Annotated in this window: 15 protein-coding genes; 7 read left to right on the top strand and 8 right to left on the bottom strand. The window is 49.3% G+C overall.

Annotation, left to right across the window (positions count from 1 at the left end):
- Positions 1–325: 325 nt before the first annotated feature.
- Both H6G50_RS08115 and H6G50_RS08110 read right to left on the bottom strand, forming a co-directional pair.
- A complete protein-coding gene (locus H6G50_RS08115; RefSeq protein WP_190715025.1) occupies positions 326–889 on the bottom strand; it encodes a DUF3124 domain-containing protein in 564 nt (187 codons plus the stop codon).
- Between the two features lie 12 nt (positions 890–901).
- Positions 902–2,119 carry a potassium/proton antiporter gene (locus H6G50_RS08110; protein WP_190715023.1) on the bottom strand — a complete coding sequence of 406 codons (1,218 nt, stop codon included), beginning with the start codon at positions 2,117–2,119 and terminating at the stop codon, positions 902–904.
- A 391-nt stretch (positions 2,120–2,510) separates the two neighbouring features.
- Here H6G50_RS08110 and sir point away from each other — a divergent pair, with 391 nt between their 5' ends.
- The 5 genes from sir to H6G50_RS08085 all read left to right on the top strand — a co-directional run bounded on the left by sir (position 2,511) and on the right by H6G50_RS08085 (position 7,163).
- Positions 2,511–4,430: a sulfite reductase, ferredoxin dependent gene (gene sir / locus H6G50_RS08105; RefSeq protein ID WP_190715021.1), complete on the top strand. Its 1,920-nt coding sequence runs from the start codon at positions 2,511–2,513 to the stop codon at positions 4,428–4,430.
- Between the two features lie 119 nt (positions 4,431–4,549).
- A complete protein-coding gene (locus tag H6G50_RS08100) occupies positions 4,550–5,401 on the top strand; it encodes a Uma2 family endonuclease (protein ID WP_190715019.1) in 852 nt (283 codons plus the stop codon).
- 6 nt (positions 5,402–5,407) lie between these two features.
- A complete protein-coding gene (locus H6G50_RS08095; protein ID WP_190715017.1) occupies positions 5,408–5,551 on the top strand; it encodes a hypothetical protein in 144 nt (47 codons plus the stop codon).
- A 1-nt stretch (position 5,552) separates the two neighbouring features.
- A complete protein-coding gene (locus H6G50_RS08090) occupies positions 5,553–6,764 on the top strand; it encodes an RNA-guided endonuclease TnpB family protein (protein ID WP_190715015.1) in 1,212 nt (403 codons plus the stop codon).
- Between the two features lie 141 nt (positions 6,765–6,905).
- The gene (locus H6G50_RS08085; RefSeq protein ID WP_199302752.1) at positions 6,906–7,163 is read left to right on the top strand and encodes a DapH/DapD/GlmU-related protein; all 258 of its coding nucleotides are present in this window, start codon (positions 6,906–6,908) and stop codon (positions 7,161–7,163) included.
- A 79-nt stretch (positions 7,164–7,242) separates the two neighbouring features.
- Here the strand turns inward: H6G50_RS08085 and H6G50_RS08080 are convergent, their stop codons facing one another.
- The 3 genes from H6G50_RS08080 to H6G50_RS08070 form a co-directional block, all read right to left on the bottom strand.
- Positions 7,243–8,355 (bottom strand): serine/threonine-protein kinase, encoded by a 1,113-nt coding sequence (locus H6G50_RS08080; protein ID WP_190715013.1) that lies wholly within the window; start codon positions 8,353–8,355, stop codon positions 7,243–7,245.
- A gap of 323 nt (positions 8,356–8,678) precedes the next feature.
- Positions 8,679–10,847 (bottom strand): transglycosylase SLT domain-containing protein, encoded by a 2,169-nt coding sequence (locus H6G50_RS08075; RefSeq protein ID WP_190715011.1) that lies wholly within the window; start codon positions 10,845–10,847, stop codon positions 8,679–8,681.
- A 174-nt stretch (positions 10,848–11,021) separates the two neighbouring features.
- The gene (locus tag H6G50_RS08070) at positions 11,022–12,323 is read right to left on the bottom strand and encodes an HhoA/HhoB/HtrA family serine endopeptidase (RefSeq protein WP_190715009.1); all 1,302 of its coding nucleotides are present in this window, start codon (positions 12,321–12,323) and stop codon (positions 11,022–11,024) included.
- A gap of 457 nt (positions 12,324–12,780) precedes the next feature.
- Between H6G50_RS08070 and H6G50_RS08065 the strand changes: the two genes are divergently transcribed.
- Both H6G50_RS08065 and H6G50_RS08060 read left to right on the top strand, forming a co-directional pair.
- A complete protein-coding gene (locus tag H6G50_RS08065) occupies positions 12,781–13,074 on the top strand; it encodes a PepSY domain-containing protein (protein WP_190715007.1) in 294 nt (97 codons plus the stop codon).
- A gap of 48 nt (positions 13,075–13,122) precedes the next feature.
- Positions 13,123–13,875 carry a peroxiredoxin-like family protein gene (locus H6G50_RS08060; protein WP_190715005.1) on the top strand — a complete coding sequence of 251 codons (753 nt, stop codon included), beginning with the start codon at positions 13,123–13,125 and terminating at the stop codon, positions 13,873–13,875.
- A gap of 2 nt (positions 13,876–13,877) precedes the next feature.
- On the opposite strand, the gene ispF is transcribed toward H6G50_RS08060, so the two are convergent.
- The 3 genes from ispF to cdaA all read right to left on the bottom strand — a co-directional run bounded on the left by ispF (position 13,878) and on the right by cdaA (position 16,258).
- Complete coding sequence (gene ispF / locus H6G50_RS08055) at positions 13,878–14,375, bottom strand: 2-C-methyl-D-erythritol 2,4-cyclodiphosphate synthase (RefSeq protein ID WP_190715003.1); 498 nt, start codon at positions 14,373–14,375, stop codon at positions 13,878–13,880.
- A 42-nt stretch (positions 14,376–14,417) separates the two neighbouring features.
- Positions 14,418–15,176, bottom strand: coding sequence for a polyprenyl diphosphate synthase (uppS, locus tag H6G50_RS08050; protein WP_190715001.1), 759 nt, complete (start codon positions 15,174–15,176; stop codon positions 14,418–14,420).
- A gap of 155 nt (positions 15,177–15,331) precedes the next feature.
- Entirely contained in the window at positions 15,332–16,258 is a 927-nt protein-coding gene (gene cdaA, locus H6G50_RS08045; RefSeq protein WP_190715000.1) for a diadenylate cyclase CdaA, read from the bottom strand.
- Between the last annotated feature and the right edge of the window lie 29 nt (positions 16,259–16,287).

Here is a 16,287-nt window from a genome sequence, read left to right as displayed (position 1 = left end):
AATCGGGAGAAATCCGTGGTAAAATGGCAATTTACAACGGAAGATGCTCGGGTTAAACTCCATCATCTTTACCCACGGTTTTAAGCTTGTCAATGTAGTAGGGTGGGCAATGCCCACCAGCTAAGACTTTGGTGCATTTATAGCAGTTTTCACATGAATGAGGTACACCCAGCGGGCGAATACCATTCGCCCCTACGGGGCGGCGTTTAATTTCGAGGCGACCTCGAAATCCGCGCCCCTACCGATTTCATTTTTGTATCTGTACCTCACACAAAAGAAAAACGCTATATAAACGGACATTCACATTTCAAGTAGCGCTATAAATTCAATTTTTTTGACTATATTCCTGGAGAACTCGACCGGGACTAACAAAGGAAATTCCTTGGGCAGAAGCCGTGCTAATCATAACAGCTTCAATGACGGGTTCGTAAACTTGTTTCTCTGCCGCCCATTCAACAATAAAGTTGGCTCCTAAACCTCCCGTCACATCATTTTCTCCGATAAAAACGTCTGTGGATGCGAGGGGCTTAAGTTCCACGGGATTTTTAATAAACTGCTCGAGCAGTTGACCGTTCGTGTCGTAGTAACGTACAGCAGTAATAATAATTGAATTTGTCAGATCGGTATTGCGAATACTGAGGGTAGCAGATAAATTCAGGGTATGCTCTTGTCTATTGTAGTAGTAGATATGAGAATAGATCGGCACATATACCGTCTGACCTCTCACAATTTTTTGAGAATTTAATGGGATGCTTTGAAGCTGGTCTATTCGATTTTGTTGCTGTCTTTCACTGCCGTTAAAAGTGCCATTAGAGCAGGAGATTAACCCGATTAAAAATACTGCTACCATTAATTGCTGCCAAATACAGTATCTTTTGAATAGAGACATAACGCCTTTCTGTTAATTGACAACTAACCCGAGTCGCCGAGCAATCACGGGTAAAGATAACCCCTGGATAAAGACAGACATAACCACGATAAAACTGACAACTACAAAGATTTCTCCAGCTTGCTCGATTCCTACAGATAGAGGAAAGGTTGCGAGGACAATCGGAACCGATCCTCGCAAACCCACCCAAGCAATGAGAAGTTTTTCTGAGAAAGTCATCTTTGTTCCTAAAAGGCTAATAAAAACGCCGAGAGGACGAGCGACAAACATCATAAATAAACCAATCGAGATCGCTACCCCCGCTAGAGTAGAGAGTTGAGCCTGAAAGGGAACTGCTAGCATTCCCAGAGATAGAAACATGATAATTTGCATTAACCAAGCAAAACCGTCATGAAAACCGTACAGATAATCTTGATGCTTGAGGCGATGATTTCCCAGAACAATTCCTGCAATATAGACCGCCAAGAAACCATTTCCCTTTAAAAATGTACTCGTACTATAAGTTAGCAGGACAAGAGCGATAGAAGCAACCGCGTATAGACCCAGCGCATTTAAACGCAAACGATTGAGAAGTAAAATCGAACCTTTACCGGCTAGAAATCCTACTGCTATTCCTACGATTAACTGAAGAATTAGAAAAAATATACTCCGAACAACCGAAACATTTTCCCCAATTAATAAATTGAGAATAGTAGTCGTTAGCAGAACTGCCATCGGGTCATTACTGCTTGATTCCAGTTCTAAAAGCGGTTTAATATTCCCCTTGAGTTCGATCTGGCTGGAGCGCAAGACTGAAAAGACCGCAGCAGCATCTGTTGAAGAAACAATAGCCGCTAGCAGTAAGGCTTCTGAAAACGAAATTCCTTTAACACCAATTGAAAAAGAGCTAAACGAGTCAAGCATCAGCCAAGCAAAAATGCCGAGCAGCAGCATGGTCATGAAAACACCAATTGTGGAAAGTTTTAACCCATTCCAGAGAACGGGTCTAATTTCCTTCCACTGCGTATCGAGACCGGCAGTAAAGAGAATAAAACTAAGGGCAAAATCGCCCACTAATCTTGCAATTATCGGGCTATCTATATGAAAGCCGCCAACTTGTCCCATCAGCCAGCCCGTCAAGAGAAAAAAGAGGAGGGCGGGTATCCCAAACTTATTAGCGAGTTGACTTGAGAAAATACTAATCAGGAGTAAAAATGCTCCGGCAAGATAAATCAGTTCTGTGGGGGGCATTGTCTTTTTCCTGAATACAAGAGTTCGGCAATCGCAACAGAAAAGTGAGTTAATTGATAAACTTCTTTATAGTAGCGCTCTCTCCTTCACCGTTACGAATTACTTCTTTGCGGATTTTGCGGTGAGTGTAAGGCCTCGTACTAACCCGGTTGGGTATCGGAGCGAGGGATACTGATGGCTCGAACGCTCGCTCCGAGGAATGTAGGGCAGATTGATTGGCGATTGCTGCGTTTGAAGGAGCGAACGATCGCTCTTAAGGATTCTTAACAAAGGCAGGCGCGATCGCGCGTCTCGAAAACAGACTAGGATTATAGTTAGCGATCGCAATTCCCACCAATCTCGATAGACTTACCGGGAATTCAGCCAATGCTAATCCTTATATGTAACATCAATGGTTAATACCCCTATTTCTCCCCAAGAACGCCAACTGTCCAAAATCGAGGCTCTCAAAGAACGCAGTAACTACCTGCGCGAACCCCTCGCGACCGAACTCCTCGAAGATACCACCCATTTCAGCGAGAATGCGATTCAAATCCTGAAATATCACGGTTCCTACCAACAAGATAACCGCGATAATCGAGTCAAGGGGCAGGAAAAAGATTACCAAATGATGCTGCGTACCCGCAATCCCGGCGGGTTTGTCCCCCCTCAACTGTACCTCACCCTCGATCGCCTCTCCGAAGAATACGGCAACCAGACGTTGCGCGCCACCACCCGCCAAGGCTTTCAAATCCACGGCATCCTGAAAAAGAATCTCAAGGCTTCCATTAGTGCCATTGTCAACAGCATGGGGTCAACCCTCGGTGCTTGCGGCGACCTCAACCGCAACGTAATGGCCCCCGCCGCGCCCTACAAAAATCGCGCTGACTATCAGTATGCGTGGGAATACGCAGAAAAGGTTGCCGACCTCCTCACTCCCCAAACCGGCGCGTACTACGAAATTTGGTTAGACGGCGAAAAAGTTATCAGCGGCGAAGAAGCACCGGAAGTGAAGGCAGCGCGACAGCGCAATGGTAACGGCACAATTGTTCATGAAGGCGAAGAACCAATTTACGGCGCGCACTATATGCCCCGCAAATTCAAGTGCTGCGTCACCATTCCGGGCGAAAACTCCATCGACCTCTACACGCAGGATGTAACCTTAGTGGTGCTGACCGACGAAAACGGCGAACTGCAAGGATTCAACGTCTTAGCGGGCGGCGGTTTAGGCCGCACGCATAACAAAGAAGAAACATTCGCGCGCATGGCTGACGAAATTTGCTATGTGGGTAAAGAAGACGTTTTCGATTTAGTGAAAGCGATTGTCGCCACGCAGCGGGATTACGGCGATCGCGTTAACCGCCGCCATGCCAGAATGAAGTATTTGCTCCACGATTGGGGAGTCGAGCAATTCCGTACTAAAGTTACCGAATATTTTGGGAAACCCTTGGAGTCCTACCGAGAATTACCGCCGTGGAAATACCGGGATTATTTGGGCTGGAACGAACAGGGCGACGGCAAACTGTTTTTAGGGATATCCGTTGAAAACGGTCGGGTGAAAGATGAAGGAAATTTCCGCTTGAGAACAGCGCTACGGGAAATCGTCGAGCAGTTCCAAATCCCGATCCGCCTCACCCCTAACCAGGATATTATTCTCTACGAAATCGAGCCGGAACTGAAGGGTAAGATTCAGGAAATCTGCGATCGCAACGGCATTGTCACCAATCCCGACGCGATCGACCCCCTCCAGCGCTACGCAATGGCTTGCCCCGCCCTGCCCACCTGCGGACTCGCCACCGCCGAATCCGAGCGCGCCATCCCCGGAATCATCGCTCGCATCCGCGCCCAACTCGACCAACTCGGACTCGGAGCAGAACAATTCGTCATTCGCATGACGGGTTGCCCCAACGGTTGCGCGCGCCCCTACATGGCAGAATTGGGATTTGTCGGTAACGGGCCGGATACTTATCAAATGTGGTTGGGCGGAAGCGCCGACCAAACCCGCCTCGCGCGTCCCTTCGTCGAAAAACTTCACATCAGTAACTTAGAAAGTTTTCTCGAACCTTTGTTGGTTTACTTCAAACAGGACAAGAAAACGGGAGAGACATTTGGGGAATTTTGCGATCGCGTCGGTTTCGAGGCCCTGCATCAATTCTCCAGCACCTACCAACCCGGAAGCGAGGAACAGCCTAAACGTCCTAGCAAAAGTCGCAAAATCCGCTATCGCATCGGCGTATACGATGAAATGTACGAGCGCGTCAAAAAAGCCGCCACCGAACGCGGGAAATCGATGACCGAAATTCTCGCCGAAGCCTTGGATGCCTATTTATAGCATCTAAATTTTGCGGCTTGTTGAATTTTTGTTCAAATTGAATACACTAGATAGAAGGGCATCGCTTTGGCAATGCCCTTTTTCGTAGAAAGCGTTAAAAACCCGCTCGCCTAACCCCGATGACTTCCGCCCTCACCCCAACCGAACTCGGTTATACCTCTCTTCCCGACCATACCCAGCTTCCCGACTCCGACGGTACGTTTGTGAAGAACCATCAAGAACACCCCCAGAGTATCATCCTCACCGACTCCATCCTGCCGCACCTCCAACAACAATATCCCGACGGACAATACTGCATCGGTCAAGATTCCGGAATTTACTGGAGAATCGCTCAACCTCCAGAACCGCCTGAACGCGGTGCAGAATCCCCCGATTGGTTCCTTGTTCCCAACGTCCCCCCCACCCTCAACGGTCAACTGCGGCGTTCCTACGTTCTTTGGCAAGAACATATCGCCCCGCTGATTGTTATCGAGTTTGTTTCTGGTAACGGTTCGGAAGAGCGCGATCGCACTCCCTTTACGGGTAAATTTTGGGTATACGAACAAGCAATTCGCCCTGCTTTTTACGCGATCTATGAAGTGCGTCGCCCCAGCGTTGAAGTCTACCATCTGATTGAAAATCGTTTCGAGCTAATCTCTGCCAACAGTCGCGGTCATTATCCCATCGCGCCTCTGGGAGTCGAACTCGGTCTTTGGCAGGGAGAATATCTGGAAGCTGACTTACCTTGGTTGCGTTGGTGGGATTTAGAGGGCAATCTTTTGCTTATGGGTAAAGAACGCGCTGAAATCGAATCTCAACGCGCTGAAACCGAACGCCAACGCGCTGAAGCCGAATCTCAACGCGCCGAAGCCGAACGCCAACGCGCTGAAATCGAATCTCAACGCGCCGAAGCCGAATCCCAACGCGCCGAACGATTAGCCCAGCAGTTACGAGCGTTAGGGGTCGATCCCGACGCGATCGATGAAATCTAAAAGAGTATGAAGACGGAAAAGCAAAAAATGCTGGCGGGCGAACTGTATTTGCCTCGCGATCGCCAACTTACTGAAGAACCTGGGTTTAAAGCCCTGCCCTTCCAGGGCGGCTTTTATGCTATCGTTATAAAACATCAGACTCTTTTGTAAGATGCTTATCCTTTCGTACCAATATAAGTTAGACCCAACAGCAGAACAGTCTGCCACTCTTGATGAGTGGCTAAATGTTTGTCGTTCGGTTTATAACTTTGCACTGAGAGAGCGAAAGGATTGGGTCAACTCCAGAAAATGCCTAATCGACCGATGCGAACTTCGGTCTGAATACATCATCCCCGCTGACTCAAAACGTCCGACTTATGCCAGTCAATGTAAATCTCTGACTCAGGCAAAGCAAACCAACCCAAATCTTAAAGTCCCCCAATCTCAAGTCTTGCAGCAAACTCTAAAACAAGTAGAGACTGCATTCGTGAATATGTGGGAAAGAGGATTTGGGTTTCCGCGTTTCAAGAAAGTAATGCGGTCGTTTGTATTCCCTCAAATTAAGTCGGATGCAGTAGGAAAAGATGCGATCGACCTTCCTAAAATCGGTAAGGTCAAATTTCACAACTCGCGAGACATCCCCGACGGTTTTACTTGCAAGCAAATCCGGGTTATCAAAAAAGCCAGCGGCTATTACGTCTCGGTTTCTATCGGGTGCGATGTAGACGTTCCGGCTATCAGTCCTCATGGCTACGCTATTGGGATCGATCTGGGACTCAATGATTTCATTGCTACCAGTGAAAACGAACTGATTAAAGGTCATCGATTCTTCAAGCGCTTTGAAGGCGAGCTTAAATTGCTGCAACGAAGACTGAAGAACAAGACTAAGGGTTCGAGGCGCTGGTTGAGAATTAAGCGTCAGATTGGGCTGCTCCATGAAAAGATACACAACTGCCGTAAGGACTTCTTTTTTAAGTTGGCTCATCGATTATGCGATGGAGTAGGGATGATATTTGCTGAGGACTTGAATCTGAAAGCGCTCGGTCGCTCGGCTTTAAGAAAAGCCTGCCTGGACGCGGCATGGGGTTCTTTCCTGAATATTCTCAGTCATGTCTGCTGGAAAAGAGGTGTGTATTTTGCCAGAGTGGATGCGAGGGAGACAAGCCAGGTCTGTCCGAATTGCGGGACGAATTGTGGAAAGAAAACCCTAGCTCAAAGAGTCCATCATTGTGATAGTTGCGGCTATACCACAAATCGAGACGTGGCAGCCGCGCAAGTGGTGAAAGAAAGAGGATTAAATGCGGTCGGGCAGATCGCATCAACGCTCGTTGAGGGTAAAGATATCGGGGTTGGGGTCTATGCCCCTTCTAGAATCTCCCTATGATGCGAGAATCCCCGCTCCTTTAGGACGGGGAGTCGTCAATGCGACTACGGCAGCAATATTTTTACCGGCGATCGCGTCTACTTTAACTTTAACTGCATCATTTTAGACTGCAATCGCGTTGAAATTGGCGATGATGTTTTATTGGGGCCCAATGTCCAAATTTATACCGCAACGCACCCGGTAAATCCCCAAGAAAGACTCTCCGGCAAAGAATCCGCCGCCGCGATTAAAATCGGTAATAACGTTTGGCTGGGCGGAAATGTTGTTATCTGCCCCGGCGTAACTATTGGCGATAATACGACGATTGGCGCGGGGAGTGTCGTAGTTAAAGATATTCCGGCGAATGTCGTTGCTGTTGGCAATCCTTGCCGAGTGATTCGTCAACTCGATGCCGAATAGACATCTCCAGAAACCCCAATTTTTGTACAGCGTATCAAGGGTTTCAAGGAAATTTTTGGAGATGCCGAATAGATTTAAGCTAAAGAGGGTGCGATAAGTTTACCAACTCCCGCTGTCCCCAAACAGCGACCCAAGCTATGGCTAAGCTTGCTAACGTCAAATGTCGGTTCGATGAGTCCTGAGTCCCTTGCGTTAGCGTGGGACTGTCGGGTGACAGATGGAGGTCGGTGAGGGGAATTCTGCGTCCATTATTGGGTGGATGGCGATCGCGAGCGCTTTGCAACAATTGATTAACTGTTTTAATAATTTCTCCTGCATCTTTTGGGCGATCGCTTGCTTTCGATGCCATCAAGCGATCGAGAAAATCGGCAAATTCGGACGAAATATCGAGCGCGTATTTTCTCCAGTTTAATTTATCCGTTAAGGGATCGTAAAGCACGTTACCTTCACCAAATTGTTGACCGGTCAATAAATAGATAAAAGTCCGACCCAAGGCATAAAAATCGGACTGAGGAACGGCGTGACCTTTCGCTTGTTCTGGGGGCGTATATCCAGCCGAACTAATCTTTGCCCCTGGACGGGAGACTCCCGTCCGAGCGAGATAACTGTAGCTTATTTCGCGCGCCGCACCAAAATCAATCAATACGAGTTGACCGTTAGGGCGCAACATAATATTCTGTAATTTAAGATCGCGATGAAGGAAATTTTGTTGGTGAACGACTTGCAAAATTTCTGCTAATTGCTTGATCCAATGGAGGGCTTGGCGCTCGCTAATCAATAAGTTACCTTGTTGGTGCATCCACTCTTTCAAAGTAGGCCCTTCGATCTTTTCCATTACGAAGCAATGGAGGGGTTCGCCCCCATCGCGTGGGGTATACAGGAAATAACTATTCGCTTCAACTTTGGGGATACCGGGATGTCTGAGTTGGCTGAGGAGTGAGGCCTCTTGTCGAAACAATTCAACAACCTTCTTATTCTCGTTGTGGGCGGGCTTAAGCGCCTTGAGTATTTTGTGCGTCGTTCCATCAGAGATTTCGTAAACGATCGCAAAACCGCTGTTGTCGCTCATAATTCGGGCGGCGCGATAGCCGTCGAATAATAGCAAGCAAGAACCGCAATGACGACAAAAATGGCTATCAATATCGACCGGATTGCGAGGATTCGGACAACGAGGATTGATGCAGTAGCTCATATAAGGCTACGTTCGACTAGCGATCGCGATATTATCAAACCAACCGACAGGTTGAGGTAACACTCAATCATTCTTATAACTCACGCTACCGAAGGAAACCCTTTTGAGGCAGCTAGCCGCCTAGGGAAATCCCTGTACTCCTAAAGGGAAGACTCAGCCCGCTTATCGCGAAGCAGTAAAGTCAAACTTTGAGAGAGAGTGGGGCAAACCTAAACCGTCGGCGTAGGTTGTCAAATCAATTATAAGGCGATCCCCATAAAATTCCTGAACATTTTCATGAATTATTCTAGCGACGACCTCGCGACCCACTGCTACCGGTATTTTTACAGAGAAAGTTTTTCAGCAATCTCGGGATTATAAATCCTCAAGTAATTCCAATAGTTACTAAATACAGATTCGACGTAACCCTGAGTTTCTGCAAAGGGAATCTGTTCGACGAACGAATCCGGATCTTGAGGATTGAAGCGTTGTAACCAAGAACTGACGTTGCCCGGACCGGCATTGTAACTCGCGATCGCCATCAACGAATTGTTGGCATATTGCTCGTGGGTGTAATCTAAATAAGCCGTACCGATCGCAACATTATCTTCAGGGTTGGTTAGCGAATACTGCGTCAAACCAATTTTTTTAGCCACTTCTTGCCCCGTCGCGGGCATCACCTGCATTAACCCCGTCGCACCAACTGGAGAGCGAATATCTTTCTGAAAGCGGGATTCTTGCCGCATCAACGAAACCACCAACAGCGGGTTGATTTTGCGCTGGGCGGACCATTTAAGAATTTCTTGCTCGTAAGGGAAAGGGAACAATGCTTGCCAATATTGCGGATCTTTGCGCAGCGCTTTCCATTCCTCCTTCGCTTGCGGTTCTTCGAGCTTCCTTAAATCCAAAATCTGCGCGATCCCTTGTTGGTACTGACCTTGGGCTAGCACGAACAGAGCTTTCGTAAATCGTTCGGGAACCGTGAGTTCTCGATTGCCCACTTCGGCTTGGAAAAGTTCCTGCGCGTCGCCATTTTGACCGAGTTGATACAACTCCTTAAACATCTCCGAACCGGCGGGGGGAGCGGGTCGAAACGTCGGGTTGACCACTTCGGGGGTCATCGAACGCACGGTATTAAAATTGCCGACATCCCAGCCCAAAATTGCAGCCGAGCGCCAAGCATAGTAAGAAGTCGGATATTTAGTAAGAACGTATTCAAAAGCCGATTGCGCGTCTTTGCTGCGATTGAGTTGGGCGGCCCATTTTCCGACCCAGAAGGCAGCTTTAGGCGCGATCGCGCTATCGGAAGTATTGGCGGCGATGGGGCGCGCCCACTTCCACGCTTGAGCGTAGTTTCCGGCACTCGCTAGCTGTTTGGCTATCTTCCAGCGGTATTCCGCCGTTTCGTCGGAGTTGGGGTAATTGTCGAGCAGGATCTGTCGCGTTTGAGCTTCGAGTTGACCTTGTTTGAGCTTCTCGTGGAGGTCGGCTTTGCGTTTTAGGGCCGTCGGAGCGAGATCGGGAAAGCGATCGACAGCACTGCTGAGATAAGTCAGCGCTTGGGGCTGAGGCGATAAATTGGCTAAATGCAGGAGGGCGCGGCCGGTTTCTTCGGCTTGAGGAAAGGCGTTAACGAGGATTTGATAGGTGGAGATCGCTTTGGTCGTATCCCCGACGAGTTGGCTGCCGCGCGCGATGCGATAAAGGGATTTAGCTGAGTTGGGTAGCTTGCTGTAAGTAACGGCAGCGTTGCGATAAGCGCGAGCTTCCCAATAACCGTCGGCAATGACTTCCCAATCTTGGGGAGCGAGTTCGGGGCCGAATTTTTGCACGAGGCGATCGCGAATTTCGCCGATCCTGTCGATTTCTGGCGCGTTACGCGCTAGAAACAGTAACATGGGCAACTGATTGGGATCGCGATCGAGACGCTCGATCGCAATTTGATGCGCGATCGGATGCGTCGGAAATTTCGTCAGAGCGAGTTCGTGATTTTCGGGATCGCCTTTGCCGAGTTTGTAGAGCGCTTCGGCAGTGACTAAGGAGTCGGGGTATTCTTTCACCAACTTTTCTAAAACTTGTCGCGATTTCGACAAATCGTTCGTCAGTTCGTAGGCGCGCGCTCGCTTGAGCAGAATCATCGGTGCGAGGATGGGATACTCGCGATCGAGTCCTTCGAGGGCGCGCAAGGCATTACCGCCTTCAAGTGCTTCAATCCAATCGCTAGCGAGCAAGTAGCGGGCGCGACTGCGATCGTAGGAAGAATCTGGGGAGGCGGCAATCTCCTCGAGTTGCGGTCTGCGCTGTTCTGGAGCGATCGCTACTAAAGGTAACACCCGAGAGTCCCGATCTACACCCGGTTCGGGCGATGCGTTTTTTGAAGGAAAAAATTGACGACTCAGTAGCCCCAGTCCACCCCTTTCCTTCACTAAATACAACCCCGATCCCAAAAGCGCTGCTAAAATTGCCGCAGCGCTTACAGCAATAACGTTTTGGGCGTATCGTCCCTTTCGCATCCTGTCTTTTCTATCCATCCAACAGTGGCCATCATACTCTGAAGATAGGAAATTTTTGAATGATGAGTTCGCGAAGTTCGATCGAAACCCGAATCTTATGACTGCCTACGAAAGCGATAAGGCTCTCAGTTAACGACACAATCTAAATTTCAGGCTTCGTCGAACTTACCGTATTTAACGATTCAACGGCATCCGGTTCTGTGGCGCACTCTGTTGGTTCGGGAAAGTCCCCGCTTTAACGTTCAAATTTATCGTTTGTCCGTTACGACTCACTTCAAAACGCAATGTTTGACCGACTTGCGCCTTTTCTACCGTTTGCTGGAGGATATTACCATCGCTGACGCTTTGTCCGTCTACTTTCCCTATGACATCGCCCGCGCGCAATCCGGCTTTTTCGGCTGGCGAATTGGGCATGACGCGCACCACCAACACGCCTCGATCTTCGCGAACGCTCAAACCGCTATTCGGATTGCTATTAATTTCCTGTTTGACATCGGGACTCAGCGTCACCATTTGTACGCCGAGGTAAGCGTGTTCCACTTTACCCGATCGCGCCAACTGTTCGGCGATGCGCTGGGCGGTTTGGATGGGAATCGCAAAACCGAGTCCCTGCGCGCCTTGGATAATCGCCGTATTCATCCCAATCACTTCGCCGCGCGCGTTCAATAGCGGACCGCCAGAATTTCCGGGGTTAATCGCTGCATCGGTTTGAATGAAATCCACGCGCTTGTCGGGAACCCCAATTTGTCCGGACGTGCGCCCCGTCGCGCTGATAATCCCGGCGGTAACGGTATTATCTAACCCCAAGGGATTGCCGATCGCGATCGCCGCTTCGCCCGGTTGCAGCGCCTCAGAATCGCCCGTTTTCACCGTCGGCAGATTCGTCGCTTCGATTTTCACCACCGCCACATCGGTTACGCTATCGGTTCCCAGCACTTTTCCCTCAAATGTGCGCCCGTCCTTCAACGTCACCGTTACCCGATCCGCACCATCGACAACGTGAGCATTCGTAAGGATACGTCCGTCAGAGGTTGTAATAAATCCCGAACCCGTACCCCGTTGAATCTCCTTATCCGGCATTTGCGGCATATTCGGCCCGAAAAAGCGACCGAAGAAGGGATTATTATTAAACAGATCGGCTGCCGGATTTTCTACCGTGCGCGATGAGTCGATTCGCACCACCGACGGGCCGACTTGTTTGACGATATCGGCTATCCAATTCGGGGCGCTTGCGCCTGTACTCGCCGGAGGCAGGCTCGCTAAGGGTTTAGAGGGGGCGAGAATCGTAGCCGAATCGCTTTCAATCGGTTTTTGTTGATATAAATACGTTCCCGCCGTACCCACTCCTGCACCGAGCAGTAGCAAGGACAAAACGCCCACAAGTTTTGCTGGAGCGCGATTTGGCGCTTTCGGGCGCTCTTCTAAATGAAGGGTTTTAAAATCTGAATCTTCTTCTCGTTTTGGGTGTAATTGCATCGTCGTTGCTCCTCTTGCTTTAGCATCTCTTTGCCTGATACCTCTACCGTAGCGCTCTCATTTGTCAGGACAGTGACGGGGAGATGGCATCATTGCGACAAAGCGAAGATGACAATCTTTTTCTTTTATCCTATCTCGCACAAGCCATTAATGGGGGAGCGCAGTACAGCTAACCTCTGACTCTGTTTAGGGAATTTTATTTTATTTCCAATGAATAATCGTTAAGCGTCATTCATTATTGAGATTAATAATAGATTGTTTTTTTAAGCGCACTATTTTCGCTCTAACATTGGAGCTTATATCGGTTGAGATTAAACCTAGAAGTTTGACAATAAATTAAGAGAGGGTTCTCAAAAAGCTTGATTATTAATATGATAGAAATTAAGGGCGAATCTCCAGGATATTGGATAAGACAATAAAAAGTTGCCCTTCAACCAAACTTTATCCCTAGATCGCGATGAGCAAGACAATTTCAAACTTTCGCAGACTACACAGCAGTCTCGCGCCGATTATGGTACTGCCAGTTTTATTGACTTTAACAACAGGAAGCCTTTATCAAATGCTCGAAATCCTCGATCGCGATGAAGGTTTTAATTGGTTAATCCAATGGCATAAAGGACATTTTGGGGCGTTGAATTTAGAAAAGATTTATCCCTTTCTCAATGCAGCGGGTTTACTGTTTTTGGCGGTGACGGGAATTACAATGTGGTGGACAACTCAACGCAGGAGAAGATCGCGCGCGGATGTTTGAAGTCGCGGTAAAATCTAGCTATCTGACTCGCTTTAGCGTTCTTTAAAGATGCTCGATTCTTACGCAATTTTTCAACAAACTCAACGCCAGCGCGTCAGCGATGGTGCAATGCTTCCGATTTTACAAGATTGCGAAAAAGCTTCATCGCTCCTCGTTTTGGTTTGGCCGCAATTGGGCGATTTCGACAGTCTGGAATATGCTTGGTGGCTGGAGAAAGAGAAAGAAGTCCTAGAATCTAAAAATATAGCGGTTCGCGCAGTGGGAATTGGCGATCGCGCCTCTGGACAACAATTTTGCAACTATACGGGTTTTTCGGCGCAACATTTGTTTGTCGATCGCGATGCGAGTTTGCACCGCCAACTGCAACTTTACCCCGGACTTACGCTCGCTCTTCCGGTGGGGTTTAATTTGCTGTTGATGTGCGCCGGAATTGGCAGCCCCGGAACGCTGCGGGAAGTCTTGCGGGGGTATAAAGGCGATCGCGCCGCCCCCCAACTCATCGGCGATAATGAAGTCGTCCGCACTGCACCGCTACCGCCCCTCTCCGGTTCTGTCTTTCGCTTCGCAGGCGGAAAAGGGTTTCAGCGCCCTTTTGAACTAGCAACGCTGCGCTTGCGAAACATGACGGAAGTTTTGAGTCATTGGTCAACGTATGTCCCCGATATGGCTTATATTACCCAGCGCGGCGGGACGTTTTGGTTCGATGCGGGGGGGAAACTGTTGTACGAACATCGCGATCGCGGGATTCTCGGTTTTGCCGCGAATATGAGTCGCCCGCTGGCTTTTTTAGAAACGCTTTAGCACTAACCCTTAACGTTCTCTCGGCGCGCGACGAGTAAAACGACGCTATAGGCGGCAATACCTTCTTCCCGCCCGACAGGGCCTAATTTTTCGTTGGTGGTGGCTTTAATTCCGACGCGATCGCTTTCAATCTCCAGCGCTGCGGCTAAGCGATCGCGCATAGCCGCAATATGGGGCTTGAGTTTGGGGCGTTCGGCGACGAGAGTCGAATCAATATTGCCGACTTCCCAACCGCGCGATCGCACCAACTCGTTAACCTGCTTCAATAACTCAATGCTATCGGCTCCCTTCCATTTCGGATCGCTGGGGGGAAAGTAATGCCCGATATCGCCCAAACTCAACGCGCCTAACATCGCATCCATCATCGCATGAGTCAATACGTCGGCATCGCTGTGACCGAGCAAACCGAGTTCGTGGGGAATATTTACGCCGCCTAAAATCAAAGCGCGATCGGGCGCTAACTGATGAATGTCGTAACCGTTCCCAATTCTAATATCCATCGTTGAGGAGCAAAAAATGTGCCTCCAGTTTAAACCAGCGCGTTACATTTTCACCTTACCAAAACGGCGATCGCGCTGTTGATAGCTCAGCAAGGCGCGATGAAACTCAGTGCGATCGAAATCCGGCCAAGCCGTTTGCGTGACATAAATCTCCGCATAAGCCATCTGCCACAGTAAAAAATTACTAATGCGCATCTCGCCGCTGGTGCGAATCAACAAATCGGGGGCGGGCAATCCAGCGGTATACAAATTTTGCTCGAATACCGCTTCGTCAATTTGTTCGACGTGCAGCGTTCCCTCCTTAACGCGGGACGCGATCGCGCGACAAGCATTTAAAATCTCCTGCCGTCCGCCGTAATTCGTCGCCACCGTAAATTGAATGCCGCGATTGTCCTTCGTATCGTCCATCGAGCGCGCAATTTCATCTTGCAGCGAAGGCGGTAGCGCCTTCAAATTCCCCACGAAGCGAATTTTCACATCCTCCGCCATCATCTCTTGTAGCTCCCGCCGCAGCACTCGCTCGAACAGCGCCATTAAGAATTCCACCTCTTCGAGCGGTCGTCCCCAATTTTCCGTCGAAAACGCATAAGCCGTCAGCGCGCCCACGCCCCAATCCTTGCAGCAGCGCAACAAATCCTTCAACGCATCGACACCGCGCCGATGCCCCATAAATCGCGGCAGTCCTTGGCGCTTCGCCCAACGACCGTTGCCGTCCATAATGACTGCGATGTGAGCGGGCAGGGCATCGCGATCGAGATCGGGGGGCAACGTTTCCAAATAGATACTTTTACTCGCAGTCATGGGCAGCTTAAAAGGATATCAGTCTATTTTCCTTTAACGTTCCCCTAACGAGGAAACCAGGATATTTGTTCCTATCTCCAAGCATAATCTCGAGAAAATTCAGTTGCCAAACCTTTTTTGTTAAAAATCTTAATAAGTATACCGCGAGGGCTGCTTCAACGGGATTGGCGTTTTTTATCATCCGCACTCGAACTGTCGCGATGGACAACACGCTTCCAAACCCCTCGCCCCAAAGAACCAATTTGACGGCTTAGCCGTCCCAACTTCGGCGCGCCCACCGCTTCCCGTTCCACCGAAGCCGAAAACTTCGCTTCCAGCAGTTCCTTCAACCGAGCGCTCGTCAGCGGACGATTGAGCGTTCGTCCCTCCGCCAAAGAAATCGATCCCGTTTCCTCGGAAACGACAATACAGATACAATTTTCCACCCGTTCGGCTAGTCCCATTGCCGCACGATGGCGCGTCCCCAACTGACGCGACGCTTTTCGTTCCGACAGCGGCAAAATCGTTCCCGCCGCTAGAATTCGAGAACCGCGAATATGTACTGCACCATCGTGCAGCAGCGTTGAAGTTTGGAAAATCGTCTGCAACAGTTCTTTGGAAATCTCTGCATTCAGCACGACTCCCGGTACTGCGACATCTCGCTCGTCAATCGGCCCGCTGGTTTCTAAAATAATGAGCGCGCCCGTGCGATTTTGCGAGAGTTCTTTCACTGCATCGACAATTTCGTCAATTGTACTGTCCGATTTGGGCGGAGAGCGGCGCGAAGGTTGAAAAATTTCGAGAATTTCGCCTCGCCCCAACTGCTCTAAAAACTTTCGCAAATCGGACTGGAAAATGACCGCCATTGCGACTGCTGCCCCAATGACTAATTTTTCTAGCACGAAGCTCAGCAGGTATAACTTTAACTGCTGGGTGACGACGGCTGCTAGCATGAGCAGGATGAAACCGCGCAACATCCACAACGTTCGACGCTCCCCAATAATGAGGAGCATGAGGTAGATGAGGATTAAAACCAATCCAATATCGACGCTATAAATCAGCCAAGCGGAAATCCGGGCAAAGTCCGGGGTAAAACCCGACATGGGGAAAGAGGAATGAGGAAGGAGCGAAT

This window comes from Oscillatoria sp. FACHB-1406, from assembly GCF_014698145.1.
Classification (GTDB): Bacteria; Cyanobacteriota; Cyanobacteriia; order Cyanobacteriales; family Spirulinaceae; genus FACHB-1406.
This window is presented reverse-complemented; position numbering and strand designations above follow the sequence as displayed.

What these genes read in the sequence shown, in the direction of transcription:
- H6G50_RS08115 (WP_190715025.1), bottom strand. Translation starts at nt 889, where the DNA reads ATGTCTCTATTCAAAAGATACTGTATTTGGCAGCAATTAATGGTAGCA.
- H6G50_RS08110 (WP_190715023.1), bottom strand. Translation starts at nt 2,119, where the DNA reads ATGCCCCCCACAGAACTGATTTATCTTGCCGGAGCATTTTTACTCCTG.
- sir (WP_190715021.1), top strand. Translation starts at nt 2,511, where the DNA reads ATGGTTAATACCCCTATTTCTCCCCAAGAACGCCAACTGTCCAAAATC.
- H6G50_RS08100 (WP_190715019.1), top strand. Translation starts at nt 4,550, where the DNA reads ATGACTTCCGCCCTCACCCCAACCGAACTCGGTTATACCTCTCTTCCC.
- H6G50_RS08095 (WP_190715017.1), top strand. Translation starts at nt 5,408, where the DNA reads ATGAAGACGGAAAAGCAAAAAATGCTGGCGGGCGAACTGTATTTGCCT.
- H6G50_RS08090 (WP_190715015.1), top strand. Translation starts at nt 5,553, where the DNA reads ATGCTTATCCTTTCGTACCAATATAAGTTAGACCCAACAGCAGAACAG.
- H6G50_RS08080 (WP_190715013.1), bottom strand. Translation starts at nt 8,355, where the DNA reads ATGAGCTACTGCATCAATCCTCGTTGTCCGAATCCTCGCAATCCGGTC.
- H6G50_RS08075 (WP_190715011.1), bottom strand. Translation starts at nt 10,847, where the DNA reads ATGCGAAAGGGACGATACGCCCAAAACGTTATTGCTGTAAGCGCTGCG.
- H6G50_RS08070 (WP_190715009.1), bottom strand. Translation starts at nt 12,323, where the DNA reads ATGCAATTACACCCAAAACGAGAAGAAGATTCAGATTTTAAAACCCTT.
- H6G50_RS08065 (WP_190715007.1), top strand. Translation starts at nt 12,781, where the DNA reads ATGAGCAAGACAATTTCAAACTTTCGCAGACTACACAGCAGTCTCGCG.
- H6G50_RS08060 (WP_190715005.1), top strand. Translation starts at nt 13,123, where the DNA reads ATGCTCGATTCTTACGCAATTTTTCAACAAACTCAACGCCAGCGCGTC.
- ispF (WP_190715003.1), bottom strand. Translation starts at nt 14,375, where the DNA reads ATGGATATTAGAATTGGGAACGGTTACGACATTCATCAGTTAGCGCCC.
- uppS (WP_190715001.1), bottom strand. Translation starts at nt 15,176, where the DNA reads ATGACTGCGAGTAAAAGTATCTATTTGGAAACGTTGCCCCCCGATCTC.
- cdaA (WP_190715000.1), bottom strand. Translation starts at nt 16,258, where the DNA reads ATGTCGGGTTTTACCCCGGACTTTGCCCGGATTTCCGCTTGGCTGATT.